Source organism: Catellatospora sichuanensis, from assembly GCF_007483665.1.
In the GTDB taxonomy this organism is placed as follows: domain Bacteria; phylum Actinomycetota; class Actinomycetes; order Mycobacteriales; family Micromonosporaceae; genus Catellatospora; species Catellatospora sichuanensis.
In genome coordinates this window covers 197,332-219,122 of sequence record NZ_VIQO01000011.1, presented here as the reverse complement: position 1 = coordinate 219,122, position 21,791 = coordinate 197,332, and the positions used below count along the sequence as shown (strand labels likewise).

Below are 21,791 nucleotides of genomic sequence, written 5' to 3'. Positions count from 1 at the left end.
CTCATAGGTGGCGCTTGTAGCTGCGTACCGACAGCGGCGCGAAGATGGCGATGACGGCCGCACAGGCCACCAGCGCCCAGCCGACGTGCCCGGTGATCTGGCCGTCGTTGGCCAGGTCGCGGGTCGCGGTGACGATGTATGACACCGGGTTGACCTTCACGAACGCGGCGAGCCAGCCGGGCAGGGTCTCGACCGGGACCAGCGCGTTGGACATGAACGTCAACGGAAACATGATCATCATGGAGATGCCCTGGACGCTCTGCGCGCTGCGGGCCAGCGTGCCGACCCAGGTGAACACCCAGGCCAGTGACCAACCGGCGATCATCGTGAGCACGATCGCCATCGCCACACCGGCCACCCCGCCACCGGGGCGGTAGCCCATCGCGATACCGGTGACGAAGGTCAGCGTCGAGGCGATCGCGTACCGCAGCAGGTCAGCGATCATGGGACCGGCCAGCGGCGCGATCCGGGCCATCGGCAACGACTTGAACCGGTCGAACACCCCCTTCTCCATGTCCTCGCGCAGCTGCACGCCGGTGGCCATGCAGGCCGTCAAAGCGGTCTGCGCCAGGATGCCCGGGATCACCAGCGGCAGGTAGGCCTCCACGCTGCCGGACAGGCCACCCCCGAGCAGGTACGCGAACATCGCCGTGAACAGCAGCGGCTGGATGGTGACATCGAAGAACTGCTCCGGGTTGCGGCGCATCTTCTTGGTCGCCCGCCACGCCATCGACATCGTCTGGCTCAGCGTCTCGCGCAGGCTGTTGTGCGACGTCGTACGGGCGGCGACGTCTCCCGGGGTCAGCCGCCGCGGCGTCGCCGCCGGGGCCGGCTGGGTCATCTGCAGGGTCATCGGGCCACCTCTAGCTGGCGCTTGTCCGCGGCCGCGGACGGGTCGGAGCTGTCGCCGGTGTCGTGCCCGGTGAGAGCCAGGAACACCTCGTCGAGGGTCGGCGCGTCGACACTCACCGAGGTGATGCCGATGCCCGCCTCGCGCAGGCTGATGAGCACGTCCGCGGCCCGGTCCGCGGTGGCCAGGGCCACGTTCATCCGCCCCGACTCCGGGCTGAGCACCGGATCCTCACCGAGCAGGCGCCGCACGACCTCGGCCGCGACCGCCTGGTCGGCGCCGTCGGTCAGCCGCAGCCGCAGCGTCGAGTTGCCCACCGACGCCTTGAGCTCGTCGGGGGTGCCCTCGGCGACCTTGCGGCCGCGGTCGATGACCGCGATCCGGTCGGCGAGCTGGTCGGCCTCGTCCAGGTACTGCGTGGTCAGCAGCACCGTGCAGCCGCCCGCGACCAGCTCGCGGATGGTGTCCCACATCTGTCCACGGGTACGCGGGTCCAGTCCCGTGGTCGGCTCGTCCAGGAAGATCAGCGGCGGGCGGGTGATCAAGCTGGCGGCCAGGTCGAGGCGCCGCCGCATACCGCCGCTGAACTGCGAGATCGGCTTGTTCGCCGCCTCCTGCAGGCCGAACTGCTCCAGCAACTGGGCCGCCGTGGCGCGCGACGTCCGGCTGGACACCCCCTGCAGGCGGCCGAACAACCACAGATTCTCGTTCGCGGTCAGGTTCTCGTCCACGGACGCGTACTGGCCGGTGACACCGAGCAGCTGCCTGGTGCGGTGCGGGTCGCGGCGCACGTCCACGCCGAAGATCTCGGCCCGGCCCCCGTCGATGGGCAGGAGGGTGGCCAGCATCTTGAGCATGGTGGTCTTGCCGGCGCCATTGGGGCCGAGCACGCCGTAGATCTCACCCTGGTCGACGTGCAGGTCGACCCCGTCGACGGCACGGAAGTCACCGAAGGACTTCACCAGGCCCTCCGCGTGGACCGCGGGAATGTGCTTCATGTTCGCTCCTTCACGACCGGCGTCAACCGGTCGAGAAACAGCTTCCACCGCGCCGGTTCCACCGCGCCTACACCGCGGTTTCACCGCATTTCGCGAGCTCGCGCGGCTCTGGCGATCAGAAGATGGCGCCTGGGTTCAGGATTCCCAGCGGGTCGAGTGCGTTCTTGACCCGTCGGTTGAGTTCGAGGGCATCCTGACCGAGGTAGCCGGGTAGCCAGGCCTTCTTGAGGCGGCCGACGCCGTGTTCGCCGGTGATCGTGCCGCCCAAGGCGATGGCGAGGTCCATCACCTCCGCGTAGGCCCGATGGGCGCGCGCCGACTGATCGGCGTCCATGGGGTCGAACACGATCAGCGGGTGCGTGTTGCCGTCACCGGCGTGCGCGATGACGGCGATCGTGACGTCGTGGGCCCGGGAGATCGCCGCTATGCCGCGCACCAGCGCGCCGAGTTCGGGCACCGGGACGCCGACGTCCTCCAGCAGCAGCGAGCCCTTTTTCTCGACCGCCGGTATCGCCATGCGCCGGGCCACCGTAAACGCCTCGCCGGTCTCCTGGTCGTCGGTGGAGAACACCTCGACGGCGTGGTTGGCCTGGCAGAAATCGCTGATCTGGCCGATCTCCGCGGCCGCGTGCGGTGCAGGCTCGTCGGACTGGATGACGAGCATGGCCTCGGCATTGCGATCAAGGCCCATCCTGGTGAGGTCTTCGACGGCGTTGATCGACGTTCGGTCCATGAACTCGAGCATGGACGGGCGCATGCCGCGGGTGACGTCCAGGACGGTGCGCGTCGCGTCGTCGAGGGAGGTGAAGGTGGCGACCAGGGTGGCCCGCGGCCGCTGGGCCGGGATGAGGCGCAGCACGATTCGGGTGATGATGCCGAGCGTTCCCTCGCTGCCGATGAACAACTTGGTCAGCGACAGCCCGGCGACGTCCTTGAGCCGTGGGCCGCCCAGTTCGACTGCGGTGCCGTCGGCGAGCACGACCGTGAGTCCCAGGACGTAGTCGCTCGTCACGCCGTACTTGACGCAGCACAGGCCACCGGCGTTGGTGGCGACGTTGCCGCCGATCGAGCAGAACTCGTACGAGGACGGGTCGGGTGGATACCACAGCCCGTGCTCGGCGGCCGCGGCCTTGACCTCGGCGTTGAACAGACCCGGCTCCACGACGGCGGTGCGGGACGTCGGGTCGACGGTGATCTTGCGCATGAGTTCGGTCGAAACGACCAGGCATCCGTCCACGGCCGAGGATCCGCCGGACAGGCCCGATCCGGCACCGCGCGGCACCACGGCGATGCGGTGTGCGGCCGCGAACCTGACCGCGGCCTGCACGTCCTCGGTGGATGCGGCTCGGACGACCGCGAGAGGTACACCTGCGTGAGGATCATTGGCGCGGTCCCACCGGTACGTGTCCATGCGGTCCGGGTCCACGATGACGCAGCCGGCGGGCAGCGCGGCCACCAGGGACGTCAGATCGACGGAACCGGTCATGGCGGCGTCAACCGTCGAGGGCGGGCAGGTGGCGCTCGTCGGCGGAGATGTCGGTCAGCGTGACCCGCGGTGCGGGCCGCGCCCGCCCGGCGATGGGCTGGGGGACCATCCGACACCTCCTTGACGGTCACGGCCGTCGGTGAGTACACCATGCGGCCGGACCACGACGATATATCTATGATCTTATACGGTCACCGCGGACGGTTCGCGGTCCGATTCCTCTCGGCGAGACGATCTCGACGCTGCTGGAGCACTACCGCATCGCCGATGAGGCCGGCCGGTTCGCGGGTGCTGCACGAGGTGCTGTGGCTCGACCGAGTGGTGGCCCAGGTTGCGCAGAGGCGAGCAGTTGCCCATTATGTGCGTTGATCACGAACCTGATGAAGGAAAGTGACGCCTCCGTGCCACGGACCTGACGCTTCACGCAGGCCTCAGGCGGGCGTCATGGGGTCGTACGGCCAGGCGTCGCAGCGTTGCGAGGAGGACGGAGCACGTGGCAGATCGGGTGACCGCAGCCGACGAAGGGCACCTGGACGGATCCGCGCTGCAACCGGATCGTGAGCGGCGACGTATCCGCCGTCGACGGTGGTGGTTGTTCGCCGCTACGACGTTGGGTCTGCTGCTCTGCATCCAGCCGTTGTTCTCCGGCGGAGACGACGACTCCTCGCCGTCGTCGCGGCCGTCCGACACGGTGCCGGACAGCCGCTGGTCGATGGGTGCGGCGGAGCCGACCGTCGGCTCGGTGCTGCCTTCCGCCCCGCCTACCACCGCGCCGGAGCCCGAGCCCACCCTCGCCGCACCGCGGCCCACGCCCACGCGTCCGGCAAGCGCGTCGCGGACTCCCGGTCCGGTGCTGCTCGGTCCGTCCGGAAAGGCCGGTGTGGCAGATCTGGCGGAAGAGTACTGCGTAGATCATGGGAACGGCGCCCTGGCGGGGCCGCGCGCAGACGGCCGCTGGCAATGCGTCAAGCTGCTGCTGTTCGTGAGAATCGTCGACATGGACGTCGCCTGCGCCGACACCTATGGCAAGGGTGCGTATGCCCAGACTGCCGATCCGGACGACGCGTACGCCTGGCGGTGCTACCGGCGCTGACCTGTCGACAGGTCTGGCGGGTCGACGGCGATGACCGTACCGTCGCCTCATGAGGACCATGATCGTGCGGCTTGCCTTCCTGTGGCTCATCGCCGCGATCTTCGCGGTCGTGCTCGCGCACGGCCTGCGCCCCGAATACCTTTTGCTCGAATTGGCGACCGCGGCAACCTGGGCGCTGGTCCTCGGCCTGGTCGCCGTCGGCGGGCTCGCGTTGCTGCGGGCCGGGCACCGCGGCGTCGGGGCCGCGTCGCTGCTGCTCGGTGCGCTGGTGGCGGTCGATGTGGCGGTCGTGGTGGACAGCTGGTTGATCTACGACGTCGCGGGCTACTGGGTGCTCGACGGCGGAGTGCCGGTGCCGTACCGGTATGCCCCGCTGTGGTACCCGGCGTCGTTGCTTCCGGGGGACTTGTTCGGCTTCACTCAGCAGCAGATCACAGCGGGCGATTTCGAATGGCAGGCGGAGCACGTCATGCCGGTCGCCCTGACGCTGACCGTCGTGAGTGGCGTCTTCATCGTCCGTACGGTCGCGCCGTTCTTCAGGCGGACCGCGGTCCGCGCCGAAGCCGTCGCATGAGGCCTTGTCGCGAAATCCGCGCCGGTGCCGTCAGGGCGTGAACGCCCGCCGGTAGTCGGTGGGCGTGGTGGCGAACGCCCGATGGAAGTGCATCCGCAGGTTCGTGGCCGTGCCCAGTCCGCTACGCCGGGCGACCTCGTCGACGGTGATGTCCGGGTTTTCCAGCATGGTGCAGGCGGCGCGCAGGCGCTGCAGGATCAACCACGCCCGCGGACTCATCCCGAACGACGTCCGGAAACCGCGATGCAGGGTGCGGGACGACCGCATGCCCTTGCGGGCCAGATCCGCGACGGTGATGGGCAGGTGCAGGTTGGCGCAGGCCCAGGCGGTGACATGGGCGAGGTCCCCGCCATCGGCGGACGCGTCCGAGGGGATGAACTGCGCCTGGCCGCCGGCGCGGTGCAGCGGGGTGACCATGTGCCGCGCCCGGAGTACGGCCGCCGACCGGCCATGGTCGCATCCGATGAGGTAGAGGCACAGGTCCAGGCCGGCGGCCAGCCCGGCGCTGGTGAGCACCTGGCCCTCGTCGATGTACAGGGCGTTCGCGTCGACCTTCACCCGGGGGTGCTCGCGGGCCAGCGCATCGGCGTGAAACCAGTGGGTCGTCGCGCGCCGACCGTCGAGCAGGCCCGCCTGCGCCAACGCGAACGCGCCGGTGCAGATCGATGCGATCCGCGCGCCGCGCCGGTAGGCGAGATTCAGGGCGTCCAGCGCCCGCCGCGGTGCAGGCCCCCGGGCGAATCCCGGCACGATGACGGTGTCGGCGTCGGCCATCGCGTCGAGGCCCGCCTCGATGCTCAGGCACAGGCCGGATGTCGTGGTGGCCGAGGCTCCCGGCTCCGGCGAGCAGATCGTGACGGCGTACCGGCCGTGCCCCTCGTGGCCGAACACGTGTGTCGCGATGGTCAGGTCGAAGGCCACCACCGACGGCATGGCGAGCACGACGACGTGATGCGTGGCAGCTTTCTTACGCATGGCGGCAAGCATGCCACTCGCTGTCGTGTGGACGGGACGACATCCTGGTCCACATGCGAATCGAGATGGTGGTCTTCGACGGCTTCGACGAACTCGACGTGTTCGGGCCGTTCGAGGTGTTGTCCATGGCGGGATTGACCGTGGAGCTGGTCACCGCCGATCAAGCCGGTTCGGTGACCAGCATGCGCGGCGTCAGCCTGCACGTACCCACCGTGCTGGGGCGGGCCGACGGGGTCATCGTTCCCGGCGGCGGATGGCTCAACCGGGCGCCGGAGGGCGCTTGGGCGCAGGCGCAGCGCGGCGGGCTTACCGCCAGGCTGGCCGCGCTGGCACCCTCGACACGCTGGATGGCGTCGGTGTGCACCGGGGGACTGCTGCTGGCCGCCGCCGGTGTGCTGACCGGCCGTCCGGCGACGACCAACAGCGGTGCGTACGACGAGTTGCGTGCCTACGGCGTGGACGTCGTGGCCGAACGCGTCGTCGACGCGGGTGACCGCATCACCGCTGGTGCGCTTACTGCCGGGCTCGATCTGGGCCTGTGGATCACCGAACGTGAGCTGGGCACGGCCACCGCCGACCGCGTCGCCGCCGTGATCGGCTACCCGCGAACGGCCCGGGTCTGGCACGCGGGCGCACGGTAGCCGTCGCGGGCGCCGCGCCGGAAACCGGCCATGCCGGACCTCACCGACCCGTCCGCGATCAAACTCGGCCGACTCGCCGGCGCTCTTTCGGGAACCGGTGTTCCGTCATGTGAACGGCCTTTCGGCGCCCGGTGAACACCAGACGGGACCTCGTGTTCTCACTTATGCCGCGCGGGTGTTGAGGAGTCTGATATGCGACTCCCGGTGGCGCGACCAGGCATTGCGATAAGATCACGTGGATCGGTCGGGAAAGCCGGCACGCTCGTTCTTCGGCGTCACCAAAATGGCGATCCGGCACGCGGTCGCGAACGGCATGAAAGCGGTGGCCCTCGGCGCCGGCAGCTACCAGGGCAAGGTGCTGCGCGGAGCGCAGGTGCACGGGCTCTGGTCGGCGGTGGTGCCGCCGCAGCCGCTGGAGGAGACCTGGCAGCAGGCGCTCACCCGGCCCTTCCCGCAGGCCGTCGAGGCGGGCTGCGCCTGACCGCCGGGTCACGCCTCAGTCGAGGCTGACCAGCGCGCGGGGGCCGGGCCGGGCGTCCAGCGACGGGGCGTCCAGCGTCAGGTCACCCCGGCGGGCCTCGGCCACGGCCGCTGGCTTCAACGGCACGACGGCAAGCCCCGGATCGTCTTGACCGGCGTCGGCGAGCAGTGTGCCGTCGGGGGCCCAGCCGCCGCTGCCGCCGCAGCCTTCGTACGGACCGGTGCTGCCGCAGTGGTTGGCCGCGACCACGTAGCCGGCGTTGTCCCAGGCGCGGGCCGGGCACAGCAGGGCGCGCTTGCGCACCCCGGCCCCGCGGTCGAACAGCGCCAGAACGAGGTACGCCTGACAGCCGTCGAGCGCGGCGGCCCGCGCGTGCTCCGGGAAGCTGGAGTCCCAGCAGATGCCGAGCCCGAGCCGCCACCCGCCGAGGGTCAGCGTGCATCCGGTCGCGCCGGGAGCGAACCCGGCGGTCAGTTCCGCGGCGTCGAGGTGCTGCTTGTCGTACCGTCCGCGGAGCCGGCCGTCGGGGCCGATGACGAACGCCGAGATGTGCAGCGTGCCGCGCTCGGGGTCTGTTGCCGGTGCGCCGACGACGGCGCTTGTGCGCGTCTGAGCGCAGACGGCGGCGAGCTCGTCCAGGCGGGGGTCGTCGGGGCGCAGCGTGTGCTGTTGCGGCTGCCCGGAGATCCGGGCGAGGTGGTAGCCGGTGAGGAACAGCTCCGGCAGGACGAGCAGCGCGGCCCCGGCGTCCGCGGCCCGTCGGACGAGGCGCGCGGCGGTGCCCACGTTCGTCGCGACCTCCAGCTGCGCCACCCCGGCCTGCCCGGCGGCCACCGATATCGAGGCCGCCGGCACGTCCCGCAGGCTCACCGGGGTGGGCGGGACGGCCTGGGTGCGGGCACGGGTAACAGCCGCGGGGATGCTCACACCCGGACGTTACACTCCGAACCGCGCGAATCCCGCCAGGCGGTTCGGGCTTCCCGACGGCAGGTCAGGCCGTCGCCAGTGCTTTGTCCTCCAGTGGCGGGGCGACGGCGGCGAAGCGGTTCTGCACGCCGTACCAGAGGGCACCGCAGGCGATCACGCCGAGTACGGCGCAGGACGCCCAGGCAGCGGGCCCGAAGTACTGGAACAGCGTGGTGCCGATGAGCGGGCCGAACGCGTACCCGGCGGACTGCATCGCCGAGAGCGCGCCGATGTACCGGCCGCGCAGCTCCACCGGGGCGGCCATGGCCGGATACGCGTTCAACGACGGGGCGTTGACGATCTCGCCGAAGGTCCAGATGAGCGCACCCACGACGAAGACCCAGATCGGCCCGCCGAAGCCGAACACAGCCAGGCCGAGCCCGATGCAGAGGGATCCGGCGGCGATGGCGGTCCGGATCGGCAACCGCTGCACCGCTCGGGTCAGGGTCAGCTCCAGGCCGATGACGAGCGCCCCGTTGATCGCGATGATGGTGCCGTAGAGCGTCACCGGGTGCCCCTGAGACTCCAGATGCAGCGGCAGGATGACCTGGTACTGCACCTCGGCGAGGGCGGTGGCGCACATCGCGACCAGTACGGCGAGGTACCGGCGGTCGCTCAGCAGCCCACGGGCGCGGGAGGTTTTGGCGGTGGGCCGCGTCTCGACCGGGCCTGCGGCCGGCTGCTCGCCGGTGGCGGGCTCGGGGCGCGGCTGCCCGCTGGCCCGTACGTCGGGCAGCAGGAAGATGGTGACCAGCCCGAAGGTGAGCGCGGTCCCGGCGTTGACCAGGAAGACCGCGGTGTACGAGTGGGTCGCCAGCCAGGCGCCGATCAGCGGCCCGATGGTGGCGCCCACGTTGAGGCCGAGTCGGCTCGCCACGGTCGTGGTGACCAGGCGGTGCAGCGGGTCAGCTCGGCCAGCATCGCCGCGCCGGCCGGCCGGTAGGCGGCAGTCAGGACCCCCGCCGCCAGGCTCGTCACCATCAGCCAGACGTAGTCCCGCTCGAACGCGATCGCGGCCACGGCCACGCTGGACAGCAGCGTCGACGCCACGATGACCTGCCGGGGCCCGATCCGGTCCGACAGCAGGCCGCCGGTGAACACACCGGCGATGGAACCCGTGCCGTACAGGGTGAGCACCACACCCGCCGCGGCGGGGCCGATGCCCAGGCTGGTCAGGTAGAGGATGAGGAAGATGGCGAGGAAGGCGCCCATCCGGTTGACCGCGATGCCGGTGTCCTGTGGTGCGCCGTTGACGCTGCGTAGCGATGATTACTAACCTTCGGTCCATGACCACGCGGCGCGATACGTCTGTATGGTTCGTCCTGACGGCCGCGGCCCTCGGCGCGGCGCTGGCTTGGGCCCAGCTGTTGGCCGCTGTCGGGTTCGGCGTGCTGGACTTCGATCGCCGGTTCGACGCGGGCGCAGACAACGACTGGCTGGACAACTACCGCAACGTGCTGTGGTTCTGCGCGACGGCGGTCATTGTGGCCGTGTTGCTGGCTCGGTCGGCTTTCCGGGATCCCAGCTCCCGGCCGCGTTGGATCGTGGCGGTGACGGCGGCGTCGGGCGCCGGCACGGTTGTGCCTTACCTGATGGAGCAGGCAGGTAGCGCAAAGCATCTCAGCCTCGTCGACCAGGCGTCGGTTTCGGCCGCCCAGGCCGCGATCGTGGGCCTGGCGCTCGGCGCCGTCACGAGCTTGATCGTCGGTGTGCGTGCCGCATCGGCCCGAGTACTGGCGTGGGGTGCGGTCATGGGCGCAGTCGTGCTCTGGATCCTGATGCTGGTAAGCGCGAATGCGAAGGCGTATGGCCCGTCGGTTCTCGGCGTGCTCGAGTTCGATGCTCTCGCATACGACACACGGGTCGATGTCATGCTGGCTTCGGCGTCGACGGTGGGTGTGGTGACAGCGGCGCTGGTGAGCGTGGTTGCGCGGCGGGAGACGACGGCGACGCTGATCGTCGCAGGTCTGCTCACGGTCGGCAGCGTCGCGGCGACGCTTCTGGTGACGGCGGTCGTCGGCCCGTCCCCATCCGGCGACCACGCCGACCTGGGAGCCAATGTGATCGTCCCGCTACTTCTGGGCGGCGTGCCGGCGTTCGGGCTCCTCGCGATGGTGGCTCGCCACCGGCGACGGAGTCTGCCGCCCGCCCACACGGTCACGTCCCCGGCCGGGTCGGTGTGGTGAACCGCCGCCTGCACCAGGCGCGGGCTCGGTGTCAGGTTCGATGTCGGCCGGTGCCGTGGGTGAGGGCGCGCACCAGGCGCGCCCTCACCCACGGGTCACCGCACGAACCAGCGCTGCGCGCCGGTGCCGTTGCAGGTCCAAAGGTGGACGATGGTGCCGTTGGCGGTGCCGCTGGACTTGGCGTCGACGCACTTGCCCGAGCCGGCGCCGACGATGGTGCCGTCGGTGTTGACGGTGAAACGCTGCGCGCTGGTGCCATTGCAGGGCCAGATCTGGATCTTCGTGCCGTCGGCGGTGCCGTTGCCGTTGACGTCGAGGCACCGATCGCCGTAGATCCGCAGCTCACCGACCGCGGTGCGGGTCCAGCGCTGGTTGGCGTTGCCGTGGCAGTCCCACAGGAGCACCTGGGAACCGGGCCCCGCGGTGCCGGTGCCGGAGTCGTCCAGGCAACGACGGGACAGGGGATTGGACAGTAGGACAGCCGAGCCGACCGGCGGCACGGTGACGGTGGTGAGGCTGCCGGGCACCGATTGCAGCGCCGTGTACCACTTGGCGGCCATCTTGTCGTAGCCGGTCTGGTTCGGGTGCAGCCCGTCGGCGAGGTCGGCGAGGGTGAGGGCGGAGTGCATGTCGACCAGGTGGGTGCGGGGACCCTTCTGCGCGACGATGCCCGGGACCGCGGCGTTGAACACCTGCGAGCGCGCCTCCTCGGTCGGGTTGCTGCGCGGGATGAGCTGGGCGACGAACAACTCGACCTGCGGCGCCAGCAGGCGGATCTTGTCGATGAGGGCCGACAGCCGGGCAGGTGCGTTGGGTAGGTCGTAATTCTGGCCGATGTCGTTGGTGCCGATGTGCAGCAGGACGGTCCGTGGTGCGTACGTGCGCATCCAGTTGACGATGTTGGTGTCGATCTGGTCGATGCGCCAGCCGGAGTGTCCTTCGTGGTCGTGGTCGCCGAGGCCGGCGGGGCCGTTGAAGCCTGAGCCGACGAGGTCGACGGTGCGCCCGTCGGCCGCCATGCGCTGCCAGAGGTTGACGCGGTAGCCACCGGGCACGTTGAACCCGTCGGTGATGGAGTCGCCGAGCGGCATGACCCGGACCCCGCCGTTGGACTCGGCGTGCGCCGGTGCGGCCGGCAGGAGGGTCAGGGCGCAGGCGGCGAGCGCGGCGGTGAATGCCAGAGGCCTGCTGAGATTTCGGCGCATGGGCAGTCCCTTCGACCGGGTCTGGACGTTCGGGCTCGCGTGGCGCCGTCCACGCTGACAAGATTGTCAAAGCCAGAGTTTGATCCGTGTCGATGGGTGTGTCAAGAGGTTCCGCGGATTGCCCGGTCATGGCGCACACACGTGGCGTGCGCCTACCCGGTCAGGACCTGAGGAAGTTTTCGACCACTGCCACGAGGGCCAGGGGCGTCTCCTCCATGGGGTAGTGCCCGGCGTCGGCCAGGACGCTCAGCTCGGCGTTCGGGTAGAACTGCAGCCAGGTGGCGCGCATGACGTCGGCGGACAGCGCCGGATCCTGCCCCCCGGCGACGACGAGGGCGGGCGTGGTGTTGCCGGCGACCTCGGCGTGGAAGTCGGTGCGTGCCCAGGCGGGCAGGTAGGCGCGGAACGCCTCGACGTTGGAGTTGCCGAGCGACTTGGCCACCATCTCGTTCAGCCACGCCGCGGGCAGCCTGCCGCCCGTGGAGAAATCGATGATCGCCCGCCGGTTGCCCGGCTCGTCGGCGGCGCCGGAGAACAACGCCCAGCCCTGCTCGTCGAAAGGCACACCGGACGCGGGCACGGGATTGACACCGACCAGCTTGCGTACCCGGCCGGGCGCATCGAGCATGACCCGCTGGATGACACTGCCGCCCATGGAGTGCCCGACCAGGGAGAAGTCGTCCCAGCCGAGCTTGTCGGCCAGGGCGATCACGTCACCGGCGATCTCGGCAATGCTGTACTCCCCGGCGAGGTCGCGGGCCTGGCCGTAGCCGCGGTAGTCGGGGAAGACGTAGGTGAAGGCGTCGCCGTCGAGATAGGGCACGACCTTCGCGAAGGCCTGGCGGTCGCCGAACCAGCCGTGCAGGACGGCGACGTGGTGCGGACCGGAGCCGTACACGTCGTGCGGAAGGGCAACGGCTGACATGGGAGCTCCCTCGCCGATCGAAAGGTGACGCCGGGACGTCGGGCGGATCAGTCTAGAAGTCGGGAGCGGGACGACGGAAACACCTCAGGGGCGTGGCGCGCGCGTGTCGCCTGTTCGACGCGTGGCGCACATGCCCCGTCGATCCTGCCGGACGACCTGGTGTTGAGCCGCCCGTGGGTGCTCTGGTAAGCAGAGTTCCCCGTCCCATCGTCAAGATCGCGAGGTCGAATGAGAAGGTACGAGCTCCGCAACCTGTGGCCGCATGTCGGGCCACGGGTGCCGTGAGTCGACGAGCCGTGACGGACAACGGAGTTCTGGTCCTGACCGGCCCCCCTTGCGCCGGCAAGTCTTCGGTGGGCAAGGTGCTCGCTGCTGACTGGTTGCGCGGTCGCGGAGTCCACCTGGAGGTCGACGCCCTGTGCTCGCTGCTGCTTCCCGGGTCGGACCGAAACCGGAACGACCGGATGTTCGCCTATCACGCGGCGCACGCACTCGCTCGCATGGTCCTCGAGCGCGGGCAGACTCCGCTGCTCGAGTGCACGTACAGCCGACTCGAACAGCGTGCCAGCCTGCTGAAGGCATTGGCGGACGTTCCGGGGGCACCATTGTGGATTGTGGAGTTCGAGGTTCTTCCCGACGACGCCGTCCAGCGTTTCCGAAGACGGCGTCAAGCCACGGATCTCGACGAACAGCTTGTGCGCAAGCGTGCGGAAGTCTTTCCGTATTCTGCTCAAGCCCTACGGCTGGTGTCGTCGGCGGCTGCTCCGGAGGACCTGGCCCACCAGATCACCACATGGTTGGGGAAGCAGCCCGGATCCATTCAGCGGGACCTATGGGCCGAGGCGGGACAAGGCTGGGAGTGAGCCCGCCGGGCCGCACCCGAATGTCTGGCCCCACCGGCGGATCGGATACGCGCCTGCTGTACACGGCACCGCACGAGTGGTCATGCCAGGTCCAGGAGGACTCAGGTATCGGTGCGGCCGCCAGGTGGCGGCCGCACCGACCGGGGAACGGGCCCCGTCAGCGGCCCAGCAGTGCCTTGGCCATGCCGGAGATCAGGCGTTCGATCTCCGAGCCGAACGGGTTGTCGTGCACCATGTACGTCCACGTGGCGCTCGGACGCTCCAGACCCGCCTCGGCAGGCGTCCAGTCCGGGCTCTCGATCCTCGCGGCCATGAACGTCTCCGCCGTGCTCGCCTCGACACCGGTCAGCAGCCGGCTGAACGCGGGCACCGCCACCCGGTGGAACTCGTCCAGCGGATCCTGGCGGCCCAGCGCGCGCAGATGCACGCCATCGCGCACGTCGGCCAGCATGCCGAGGTGGTCGGCCCAGCCGCGGTCCAGGTGGTAAAGCGCGATCTGCCGGGCGACCTCCTCGGTCGCCTGCTCGCCGATCGCGGCGACGACCTCGGCGTACCGCTCCGCAACCGGGACCATGTCCGGCTCGTCGTCGGCCAGGTCGTCCGTTTCGGCGTCGTCCCACAGCCCGGCCGCGACCACGTCGGGATCGGCCGGGAAGCGCGTCTGGTCGCCGCGCAGCAGCTCCGCCGCGGCATCGGTGGTCAGCAGCGCCTTGCGGCGCTGCGCGAGCACCTGGCGTTGCTTCTCGACCAGTACGCCGTAGCGCCAGGTGTTGCGGTGGATCTCGAAGTCGACCCCCTCGGCGACGCGCTGCGCGTGCCCCACGGCCCAGTGCACGGCCGGGCCGGTCACCCGCCCGTCCCCGGCGGTCGTTCCGCCGATCCCGTCGCCGTGCCGCACGATCAGCTCGTCCTCGCGGCTGACGAAGAACATCGAGCCGCCCGGGTCGCCCTGCCGTCCCGCCCGGCCGCGCAACTGGTCGTCGACCCGGCGGCTGTCGTGGCGGCCAGCCCCGAGGACGTAGAGGCCGCCGAGTTCGGCCACCGCCTCCCTGTCCTGGCCGTCGCTGCCGCCCAGCCGGATGTCGGTGCCCCGGCCGGCCATCTGCGTGGACACGGTGACCGCGCCGAGCCCGCCGGCCTCGGCGATGACCGCGGCCTCATGCGCATCGTTCTTGGCGTTGAGCACCGCGCACGTGATGCCGTGGTCCTGCAGGGCCGCCGCGAGCCGCTCCGACTCGGCCACGTCCAGCGTGCCGACCAGCACCGGCCGTCGCGTCTCGTGCGCCGCGGCCACCTCGGCCATCAGCGCCTCTTCCTTCTCCTCGATCGTCGCGTACACCCGGTCCGGCTCGTCGGTCCGGACGTTGGGCGTGTTCGGCGGGATGACCGCGACCTCGAGCCGGTAGAACTCGCGGAGCTCGTCGCCGATGCTGGACGCGGTGCCGGTCATCCCGGCGACGGTGGGGTAGAGCGCGATGAACGCCTGCACGGTGATCGTGGCCAGGATCTCGCCCTCGTCCGTCGCCGTGAGTCCCTCCTTGGCCTCGACCGCCGCCTGCAGCCCGTCGGGCCAGCGGCGGCGGCGGGCGACCCGGCCCCGGAACTCGTCGACCAGCGCGATCCGGCCGTCCTTGACGATGTAGTCCACGTCCACGGCCAGCAGCGCCCGCGCGTGCAGCGCCTGGTTGACCGCGGTGAGCTTGGGCAGGTGCTCCTGGGCGTAGAGGTGGATGCCGCCGCTCGCGCGCTCCACCATCGCCGCGCCGGCGTCGGTGAGCTGCACGTTGCGGCCGTCGTCGATCACCTCGTAGTCACGGCCCGGCCGCATCGCCGCCACCAGCAGCGCCGCGGCGCTCGCGTCCGACGCGGCGTCGGCGAGGCTGCCGGCCACCACCAGCGGCACCCGGGCCTCGTCGATCAGGATCGAGTCCGCCTCGTCGATGATCACGGTGTACAGGCCGGGCATGACCGCGTCCTCGGCGCGCAGCACCATCTGGTCACGCAGGAAGTCGAAACCCGCCTCGCTCACCGACACGTAGGTGACGTCGCAGCGGTACGCGGCCGCGCGCTCGTCGTGGGCGGCGCCCTCCCCGACGGCGTCGACGGTCAGGCCGAGCAGCCGGTACGCGGGGCCCATCCAACGCGCGTCGCGGTCGGCGAGGTAGTCGTTGACGGTCAGCACCTGCACCCGGGAGCCGCGCACGACATAGCCGTAGGCGGCGATGACCGCGGCCAGTGTCTTGCCCTCGCCGGTGGCCATCTCCACGACGTTGCCCTGCAGCATCGCCATCGCCCCGAGCAGCTGCACGTCGAAGGCGCGCTCGCCGAGGGCGCGGCGACCGGCCTCGCGGCCCAGCGCGCAGATCTCGGCCAGGTCCTCCTCGCCGATGGGCAGCGGCTCGGCCATGGTGACCGGCGGCGTGTCCTCGCCCGTCCCGCAGACGGACTCCCGCAGCGCCACCGCACGCTCGGTGAACTCCGCGTCGGTCAATGCGGCGAGCTCGTCCTCCAGATCCCGGATCCTCGGCAGAATCGCCTTATAACGGTCCAGACTGACCGTCGTACCCGGGCGCTCCATGAACGTGCGCAGCTTCTGTTTCAACCGACCACCCAAACCCATGCCGCAAAGGTACGTCCTCCGCGGCGATTCGGTGGCTCGGCCTCCGGGTCAGCGGACGATCGCCTGGTCCGGCAGTATGACTACCTCGCGCCGTCGGCCACGGACGCCGACAGGAACAGTCGACGCAGAGTCGGACCGACGGCCTTGGCGAGCGTGCCGTCGTCGACCGTGTGCATGGCCAGGTTGACCACACCCATCGCGACGTGTCCGGTTTGCGTTCCGGACGCCGCACGCACGACGTCGGACCGGTGGAGATCGGCGAGCAACTGCCGCACCAGCACGCCTTCGCCCCAGAGGGCCTCAGCCGGGATGGAGAGCCGGCCGAGCCACGACAGCAGGATCGCCGCCCGCTCGACGGGCGCGGGTGTCGTGGCTGCGAGCATTCGGCGGATGCCGTCGACCTGCTCGGCTGACAGGTCGCCGGCTTGCCGGCCGGTGACGGTCGTCAATACCGGACGCAGCACATCGGGCACGCCGTGATCGGTCAGCCGACGCTCGCCTGCCTCTCCGGCGGGCCGGAACTGCTCGTGTCCCTCGTGCAGGTCCAACAGGTCGGCCAGCGGCGCCAAGAACGTCGTCAGCTGGTCGGGGACACCCTGCCCGGCCAGGAACAGGGGGAGTGCAGCAGGTTCCGCCATGACGAGGTCGTTGCGGAACCGCGACCGCTCCCAACTGACTGAGCCGTGCCCATGAAGACTGGCGCAGGCAAGCACCTGCCCCGCCACGTCGCGGAGAACGACGGTGGGACCGCCGTGGCAGCGGCAGACGTCGTGGGTGAAGCGACCCGTCGTGGTCAGCGTTCTCGCCGCGTCGACCGAGGCCGAGTCCCGCAGCTCGGCCAGCACCGTACGGCCGGGGAGCGGACCGCCGTCCTCGCCGCCTTCGACGATCTGCACCACGTGTGTCCGCGACCAGACATCGTCAAGCCACTCGATCATTCGCGCCCTCTCCCGTCGTCAGGTGCAGGCTGCCATGACGGCCTTCTCTGCGCTACGCAGCGCGGGCAACTCGATCACGGCTTTGAGCTTCGCCTGTTCCCCGTCGGACCCTTCGACGGCGACGATCGCATGCTCCACCGCCAGTTGGTACGCGGAGATCTTCGCCTTGAGCTGCGGGTCGACGGTGAGGTCTGCGGCACCGGCCACGCCCAGGTGCATGGCGGTGTAGACCGCGTTCAGGTCATTGGTGGCCTTGGCGAGATCATCCCGCGAGAGCCCGCCCCGGCCGAGGGCCGCAGCCACCGGCACGAGCGCGTCGAGGGCGGTCCTGCGAGCCTTCGTCACCGCGTCGCACGCGGGGGCGGTCTTCGGATCGCGCGTTCCGGCAGGCGCGGTCGAGCCGGCGGAAGCGCCCGCTCCCGCGGTCGCGGCGGCAGCCGTGGGCGTGGTCGGGTCGACGGGCGTGGTCGGGCCGACCGCGGCGGGCGGTGTGGCCTGCCCGCAAGCGGATGCTCCCGCCAGCGTGAGACCTACCAGCACGGTGCCGAGAAATCGGCCTGTGGCGAGTCGCATGGAATCTCCTTCTGCCCGCTCGGCTGCCCGGGCGGGACATGGTCCCCGGCGGGACGGATCGGGCTCAGAGAGCGAACGCGGCGCGGGTGGCCAGGCCGAATCCCACCACGATGATGACCGATGCGGTCGCCTCCGCCGGCACGGTCAGGCGGCCGAGCCATGCCCAGCGGTCGCGCACCCGCAGCAGCAGCAGTCCCGCGGCGGTCAGCATGGCCGCCATCCCCAAGCCGTACACGACGATCAGGATGATGCCGAACCAGAGGCGACCCAGCGCGGCCGCGCCGAGCAGGACGACCAGTGCCGTGGGGCTGGGCACGAGGCCACCGGCGACGCCGAGGGCGGCAAGGCTGCTGCGGCGACCGTCGTGGTGGTGGTGATGATGATGGTGATGCGCTGTGTCGTGGTGGTGGGCATGCCGGTGGCGCAGACCGCTGACGAGGATGCCGACTCCCACGACGGTGATCAGGACGCCGCTGGCCACGCCCAGCCAGCTGAGCACGGATTCGGCGGCCAGGCCGGCGAACGCGGTGGTGGCGATGCCGAGGATCAGTACGCCGGCGGTGTGGGTGAGCGTGACGGTGCCGCCGACGATGACCGCGTCTCGTCGCCGCCCCTGCCGTCCCGCCATGTACAGGGCCATCACGGTCTTGCCATGCCCGGGAAGTGCCGCGTGCGCGGCGCCCAGTAGCGCTGCGAAGAGCACGGCGAGCAGCAGGACCTGCGGGGACGGGTCTCCGATGGCGTCGGCGAGCCAAGCCTCACCGCGCTGCAACCAGCTGCGCTGCGGCGCGGGGGCGGCACCGGCTGCGACGGCTGCCGTGGCATCGACTTCGGGCTGCAACGTCAGTTGCGCCGACCGCTCGTAGGGCGGCAGGCTCGTCGGCAGCGAGACGCCTGCGCCGGCCATCACGATCTGGTTGGCGCCGACCCGATCCGTCAGGTACCCGTTCGCCACCGAGACGGTCGCCGATGCGACCAGGTCGGCCGGGGCCGACAGGCGACAGGTGACCCGGCTGGTTTCCGAGCCCGCAGCGCCTTGCCGCGTCAACTCCTGCGACTGGACGGTCCACTGCAGGGGCACTTGCCCGATGCGGGCCTCCAGCTTGGCGGCGAAGGCGGCGCAGTCGGGCGTGAGCTGCTTCGCCGCCACTTCGCCGACGTCGAGCACGGCGACGACGTCGACGCGATCCGGGTGCAGCGTCACTTCGACAAGCTGATCGACCGAGAACGGGGTCAGCGGGTGGGCGGCGATGGCCGCGCTGAGCAGGATCGCGGGGATCACGAGACACACTCCGTGGCGGTTGTTGGCTCACGCGGTTGACGGGAAGGCGCGTGGGGGTGCGGCGGGACCGCCGCACCCCCACGTCCGGGTGGTACGCCTGCACGGCCGTTGCAGCGTTGGTGCTGTTCAGCTGATGCGGGTGATCTTCACTGCGTCGGCGATGACGTATCCGGTCCCGGCGGTCCAGCGGCTGACGCCCACCTTGTTCTCGTCACCGGCGGCCAGCGTGAAGTTGCCGAGGGAGACCCATTTGCCACCGTTGGCACGCTGGTTGACGTTCACGGTCTGGTTGCCGCTCGGCGTCACGACGATGTACGGAGTCGCGTTGTTGTAGCCGGCGTTGGCCGAATACCAGACCGCTACCTGATAGGTGCCCGTTTCCGGGATGTTCACCTTGTACCAGGCCGGATCGCTGGCGGAGACGGGGTCGGCGAAGCGGTAGTCCGTGCCGTACCGCTGAGTCGAGTAGGTCGACGTTCCCCAGTTCGCGCTCGCGGTGAACCGGCCTGCGGTCGTGTTGTCGACGACGGTGTTCCACGCCGGGGGGATCAGGTTGATGTTGCTGAGGACGAACTGGTTCGCCGCGTCGGTCTTGTAGGTGTTGAGGAAGGGGGAGTAGGTCTTGACGTCCAGGGTCTTGGCGTTCGGATCGACCGTCATGATGCGCAGGAAGCTGTTGGGGTCGCGCTGGGAGGCGTTCTGATAGTCGGCCTGGATCTGGTGCACGGTGTTGCCCTTCGTGCCCTGCTGGGTGATCACACCGGCGTTGACGTAGTGGCCGGAGAACGTGAACCGGAAGTTGGCCTGCTTGCTGACCAGGTTGGTCCACAGGTTGTTGCCGTTGGTGTCCTTGGTGACGCCGTTCTGGTAGGCGTGGGTGACCAGGATGGCGTTGTGGCTGGGGTGCGCGGCCACCACCGAGTTCGCCCAGGTGATCTCGGCGGCGCTGGGCGCGTACTTCATGGCCACCACCAGCCAGTCCACGCCACCCGCGTTGAACGTGTGGTAGGTGTTGTCGTTCTGGTTGGCGGGGTATGTCCCGCCGAACGACGGCAGCCCGGTGAACGTGGATCGCGGATAGTGGGTGTTGTACCTGGTCGTGGTGCGGGTCGTTGAGGCGGTGCCCGGATCGAGGTCGTGGTTGCCCGGGCCGATGATGTAGGGCACGTCGTCGGTGGGCAGACCCATCGCGCTCTTGCTGTTGTTCCATTGGGCCAGCTGGTCGGAGTTGTCGACCACGTCACCGACGTGCAGCACGTACTTGATGTTCCTGGCGGACTGCTGGTCGTCCACCCACTGCATCTGCGCCCGGTACACCTCGGGCCAGTACTCGGAGGCGTACTGGGTGTCGGGCAGCATCACGATGGTGAAGGTCTCCGCGGCTAGCGCCTGCGCGGGTGCTGCAGGGCCGGGTAAGGCCGTCGCCATGATCACGGCAAGGGTTGCACCGAGAGCACGGGTGATCTTGGTGATCCTCATTCCTTCCTTCCTTCCTCGGTCGGTGGGGCAGAACCGGGGCGCGGCGAGGCAGATGGATCTGTGACGGCCTGACCGGTGCTGCTCCCGGTGGTCGGAACCGCTGCGGCGCGTGGCGTGGAGGGTCGCTCTGCCACCCTCGGGGGCGGCAGGGCGACCCTCCACATCGCATCGATGAAGGAAGTTTCCAGGCGACGGAGTTTCGGCGCAACTAATCTCTACTGATTGATTTAGATTCGTTATCGGTCGTCGTCAGAGGTTCACGCGCCGCTCACCTGCGCTCCAGACGCCAAAGGGCATCGCCGTGCGCGCGACCCGCAGGGCTTGTCGCGTGCTCGCGGACCACGGTTCGCACGCGGCGTACGAGCTGTTTTGGCGTCGCGCGTTCAGGCGTGGGGCGAGCGGGGGGGCACGCCGGTGCGTATTCTAGCGCTAGAATGGTGCCGTGGAGACGCTGACCGATGCCGAGCTGACCGTCCTCGGGCTGCTCCTCGAGCAGCCCCGACACGGGTACGAGCTGGAACGGGTCATCGAGGAACGCGGAGTGCGCGCCTGGACGGCTCTCGGCTTCTCGTCCATCTACTACCTCCTCGACAAGCTCGCCAGCCGCGGCCTGATCGAAGCGAGCGCGACGCCGGCCGGCGAAAAGCGGTCGGCGAAGTCGCGCTCCACGTATCAGGTGACGGCAGCGGGCCGCCTCCTGTGCGGGGTCGCCACCGGAGATGCGCTGGCGACGCTGACGCCGGTGCGCTCTCGTGTCCTGGTGGGGATGGCCAACAGCCCGGGCCTGCCGGAGGAGGACGTGGTGGCCGGGCTGACCCGGCGCCTCGAGGCGCTGCGGAACCAGTTGGCGGAGGTCCGTGCGGCCAGGGCGAGGCAGGCCCCGTTGCCCACCGCCGCTTCGGCGATCTTCGACTACTGCGAAGCCATGCTCCAGGCCGATGCCGGCTGGACTGAAGCCACCCTGGGTGTACTGACCAAGGAGACCACCATGGACAAGTACGACATCAAGAAGGCGCGTCGCGAGCTGTACGCACCGCCGGCGAAGGACTTCGCCGTCGTCGACGTCCCCGAACTGCGATACCTCGCGGTCGACGGACACGGTGATCCGAACACGTCCACGGCGTACACCGCCGCCGTCGAGGCCCTCTTCGGCGTGGCATACCACCTGAAGTTCGCCAGCAAGAAGACCCTCGACCGGGACTTCGTGGTCGGACCGTTGGAGGGTCTGTGGCGGGCGGACGATCCCACCGCGTTCGTCACGCGGGACAAGGACGCCTGGGCCTGGACGATGATGATCAGCCAGCCCGACTGGATCACCGAGGACATGGTCCGAGCGGCCGTCGCCGACGTCGCCAAGAAGAAGGACAACCCGGCGCTGGCCACCCTCAGGCTGCTTGCCCTAGTGGAGGGCAAGTGCGTCCAGATCCTGCACGTCGGCTCCTACGACGACGAGGCGCCGACCCTGGACCGCCTGCACAACCGTTACCTGCCCGACAACGGGCTGACCTTCAACGGCGATCATCACGAGGTCTACCTCAGCGATCCGCGCCGGACGGAGCCGGCCAAGCTCAAGACGATCCTCCGGCAGCCCGTCAAAGCGGCATGACGGGCGCTTCCTGACGGATCGCCGGCCTGAGGGGCCGGGATAGCTGTCGA

General features: G+C 69.9%; 21 protein-coding genes. 7 read left to right on the top strand and 14 right to left on the bottom strand.

Translation table 11 applies throughout. The annotated features are described in order from the left end of the window. Position 1 precedes the first annotated feature (1 nt). The 3 genes from FLL47_RS22670 to FLL47_RS22660 form a co-directional block, all read right to left on the bottom strand. The gene (locus FLL47_RS22670; protein WP_144122572.1) at positions 2–853 is read right to left on the bottom strand and encodes an ABC transporter permease; all 852 of its coding nucleotides are present in this window, start codon (positions 851–853) and stop codon (positions 2–4) included. Next, the gene (locus FLL47_RS22665) at positions 850–1,848 is read right to left on the bottom strand and encodes an ATP-binding cassette domain-containing protein (RefSeq protein ID WP_144122571.1); all 999 of its coding nucleotides are present in this window, start codon (positions 1,846–1,848) and stop codon (positions 850–852) included. The genes FLL47_RS22670 and FLL47_RS22665 overlap by 4 nt, the downstream gene beginning before the upstream one ends. 115 nt (positions 1,849–1,963) lie before the next feature. Continuing rightward, positions 1,964–3,334, bottom strand: coding sequence for an FAD-binding oxidoreductase (locus FLL47_RS22660; protein WP_144122570.1), 1,371 nt, complete (start codon positions 3,332–3,334; stop codon positions 1,964–1,966). Between the two features lie 505 nt (positions 3,335–3,839). Between FLL47_RS22660 and FLL47_RS22655 the strand changes: the two genes are divergently transcribed. Continuing rightward, the gene (locus FLL47_RS22655) at positions 3,840–4,427 is read left to right on the top strand and encodes a hypothetical protein (RefSeq protein WP_144122569.1); all 588 of its coding nucleotides are present in this window, start codon (positions 3,840–3,842) and stop codon (positions 4,425–4,427) included. Between the two features lie 49 nt (positions 4,428–4,476). Beyond that, a complete protein-coding gene (locus FLL47_RS22650) occupies positions 4,477–5,001 on the top strand; it encodes a hypothetical protein (RefSeq protein ID WP_144122568.1) in 525 nt (174 codons plus the stop codon). Positions 5,002–5,031: 30 nt separating this feature from the next. Here FLL47_RS22650 and FLL47_RS22645 read toward each other — a convergent pair whose 3' ends face one another. Next, entirely contained in the window at positions 5,032–5,976 is a 945-nt protein-coding gene (locus FLL47_RS22645; protein ID WP_144122567.1) for a GlxA family transcriptional regulator, read from the bottom strand. Positions 5,977–6,029: 53 nt separating this feature from the next. On the opposite strand from FLL47_RS22645, the gene FLL47_RS22640 reads away from it, so the two are divergent. Continuing rightward, positions 6,030–6,617: a DJ-1/PfpI family protein gene (locus tag FLL47_RS22640; RefSeq protein WP_144122566.1), complete on the top strand. Its 588-nt coding sequence runs from the start codon at positions 6,030–6,032 to the stop codon at positions 6,615–6,617. A 235-nt stretch (positions 6,618–6,852) separates the two neighbouring features. Then, positions 6,853–7,098 carry a hypothetical protein gene (locus FLL47_RS22635; protein WP_144122565.1) on the top strand — a complete coding sequence of 82 codons (246 nt, stop codon included), beginning with the start codon at positions 6,853–6,855 and terminating at the stop codon, positions 7,096–7,098. 15 nt (positions 7,099–7,113) lie between these two features. Here FLL47_RS22635 and FLL47_RS22630 read toward each other — a convergent pair whose 3' ends face one another. The 3 genes from FLL47_RS22630 to FLL47_RS44785 form a co-directional block, all read right to left on the bottom strand. Then, positions 7,114–8,025 (bottom strand): carbon-nitrogen hydrolase family protein, encoded by a 912-nt coding sequence (locus tag FLL47_RS22630; RefSeq protein WP_144122564.1) that lies wholly within the window; start codon positions 8,023–8,025, stop codon positions 7,114–7,116. 64 nt (positions 8,026–8,089) lie between these two features. Then, a complete protein-coding gene (locus tag FLL47_RS22625) occupies positions 8,090–8,941 on the bottom strand; it encodes an MFS transporter (protein ID WP_186315848.1) in 852 nt (283 codons plus the stop codon). Continuing rightward, a complete protein-coding gene (locus FLL47_RS44785) occupies positions 8,893–9,291 on the bottom strand; it encodes an MFS transporter (protein ID WP_342780347.1) in 399 nt (132 codons plus the stop codon). The genes FLL47_RS22625 and FLL47_RS44785 overlap by 49 nt, the downstream gene beginning before the upstream one ends. A 59-nt stretch (positions 9,292–9,350) precedes the next feature. Here FLL47_RS44785 and FLL47_RS22620 point away from each other — a divergent pair, with 59 nt between their 5' ends. Beyond that, positions 9,351–10,250, top strand: coding sequence for a hypothetical protein (locus FLL47_RS22620; RefSeq protein WP_144122562.1), 900 nt, complete (start codon positions 9,351–9,353; stop codon positions 10,248–10,250). A gap of 95 nt (positions 10,251–10,345) precedes the next feature. Here the strand turns inward: FLL47_RS22620 and FLL47_RS22615 are convergent, their stop codons facing one another. Then, positions 10,346–11,455, bottom strand: a complete 1,110-nt coding sequence (locus FLL47_RS22615; RefSeq protein WP_144122561.1) for a ricin-type beta-trefoil lectin domain protein — start codon at positions 11,453–11,455, stop codon at positions 10,346–10,348. Between the two features lie 160 nt (positions 11,456–11,615). Beyond that, on the bottom strand, positions 11,616–12,380 hold the full coding sequence (locus FLL47_RS22610) for an alpha/beta fold hydrolase (protein WP_144122560.1): 765 nt from the start codon (positions 12,378–12,380) through the stop codon (positions 11,616–11,618). A gap of 92 nt (positions 12,381–12,472) precedes the next feature. Here FLL47_RS22610 and FLL47_RS22605 point away from each other — a divergent pair, with 92 nt between their 5' ends. Then, the gene (locus tag FLL47_RS22605; protein WP_144122559.1) at positions 12,473–13,243 is read left to right on the top strand and encodes an AAA family ATPase; all 771 of its coding nucleotides are present in this window, start codon (positions 12,473–12,475) and stop codon (positions 13,241–13,243) included. Positions 13,244–13,400: 157 nt separating this feature from the next. Here FLL47_RS22605 and secA2 read toward each other — a convergent pair whose 3' ends face one another. The 5 genes from secA2 to FLL47_RS22580 form a co-directional block, all read right to left on the bottom strand. Beyond that, positions 13,401–15,863 (bottom strand): accessory Sec system translocase SecA2, encoded by a 2,463-nt coding sequence (gene secA2, locus FLL47_RS22600; RefSeq protein WP_144122558.1) that lies wholly within the window; start codon positions 15,861–15,863, stop codon positions 13,401–13,403. Between the two features lie 80 nt (positions 15,864–15,943). After that, positions 15,944–16,762, bottom strand: a complete 819-nt coding sequence (locus FLL47_RS22595; RefSeq protein ID WP_144122557.1) for a hypothetical protein — start codon at positions 16,760–16,762, stop codon at positions 15,944–15,946. Positions 16,763–16,819: 57 nt separating this feature from the next. Next, positions 16,820–17,374 (bottom strand): hypothetical protein, encoded by a 555-nt coding sequence (locus FLL47_RS43055; protein ID WP_186315845.1) that lies wholly within the window; start codon positions 17,372–17,374, stop codon positions 16,820–16,822. 64 nt (positions 17,375–17,438) lie between these two features. After that, positions 17,439–18,656, bottom strand: a complete 1,218-nt coding sequence (locus FLL47_RS22585; RefSeq protein WP_144122556.1) for an urease accessory protein UreH domain-containing protein — start codon at positions 18,654–18,656, stop codon at positions 17,439–17,441. Positions 18,657–18,782: 126 nt separating this feature from the next. Next, positions 18,783–20,135, bottom strand: coding sequence for a golvesin C-terminal-like domain-containing protein (locus FLL47_RS22580; protein WP_144122555.1), 1,353 nt, complete (start codon positions 20,133–20,135; stop codon positions 18,783–18,785). 442 nt (positions 20,136–20,577) lie between these two features. Here FLL47_RS22580 and FLL47_RS22575 point away from each other — a divergent pair, with 442 nt between their 5' ends. Then, the gene (locus FLL47_RS22575; protein ID WP_144122554.1) at positions 20,578–21,741 is read left to right on the top strand and encodes a GyrI-like domain-containing protein; all 1,164 of its coding nucleotides are present in this window, start codon (positions 20,578–20,580) and stop codon (positions 21,739–21,741) included. Positions 21,742–21,791: the final 50 nt, after the last annotated feature.

What these genes read in the sequence shown, in the direction of transcription:
- FLL47_RS22670 (WP_144122572.1), bottom strand. Translation starts at nt 853, where the DNA reads ATGACCCTGCAGATGACCCAGCCGGCCCCGGCGGCGACGCCGCGGCGG.
- FLL47_RS22665 (WP_144122571.1), bottom strand. Translation starts at nt 1,848, where the DNA reads ATGAAGCACATTCCCGCGGTCCACGCGGAGGGCCTGGTGAAGTCCTTC.
- FLL47_RS22660 (WP_144122570.1), bottom strand. Translation starts at nt 3,334, where the DNA reads ATGACCGGTTCCGTCGATCTGACGTCCCTGGTGGCCGCGCTGCCCGCC.
- FLL47_RS22650 (WP_144122568.1), top strand. Translation starts at nt 4,477, where the DNA reads ATGAGGACCATGATCGTGCGGCTTGCCTTCCTGTGGCTCATCGCCGCG.
- FLL47_RS22645 (WP_144122567.1), bottom strand. Translation starts at nt 5,976, where the DNA reads ATGCGTAAGAAAGCTGCCACGCATCACGTCGTCGTGCTCGCCATGCCG.
- FLL47_RS22640 (WP_144122566.1), top strand. Translation starts at nt 6,030, where the DNA reads ATGCGAATCGAGATGGTGGTCTTCGACGGCTTCGACGAACTCGACGTG.
- FLL47_RS22620 (WP_144122562.1), top strand. Translation starts at nt 9,351, where the DNA reads ATGACCACGCGGCGCGATACGTCTGTATGGTTCGTCCTGACGGCCGCG.
- FLL47_RS22615 (WP_144122561.1), bottom strand. Translation starts at nt 11,455, where the DNA reads ATGCGCCGAAATCTCAGCAGGCCTCTGGCATTCACCGCCGCGCTCGCC.
- FLL47_RS22610 (WP_144122560.1), bottom strand. Translation starts at nt 12,380, where the DNA reads ATGTCAGCCGTTGCCCTTCCGCACGACGTGTACGGCTCCGGTCCGCAC.
- secA2 (WP_144122558.1), bottom strand. Translation starts at nt 15,863, where the DNA reads ATGGGTTTGGGTGGTCGGTTGAAACAGAAGCTGCGCACGTTCATGGAG.
- FLL47_RS43055 (WP_186315845.1), bottom strand. Translation starts at nt 17,374, where the DNA reads ATGCGACTCGCCACAGGCCGATTTCTCGGCACCGTGCTGGTAGGTCTC.
- FLL47_RS22580 (WP_144122555.1), bottom strand. Translation starts at nt 20,135, where the DNA reads ATGAGGATCACCAAGATCACCCGTGCTCTCGGTGCAACCCTTGCCGTG.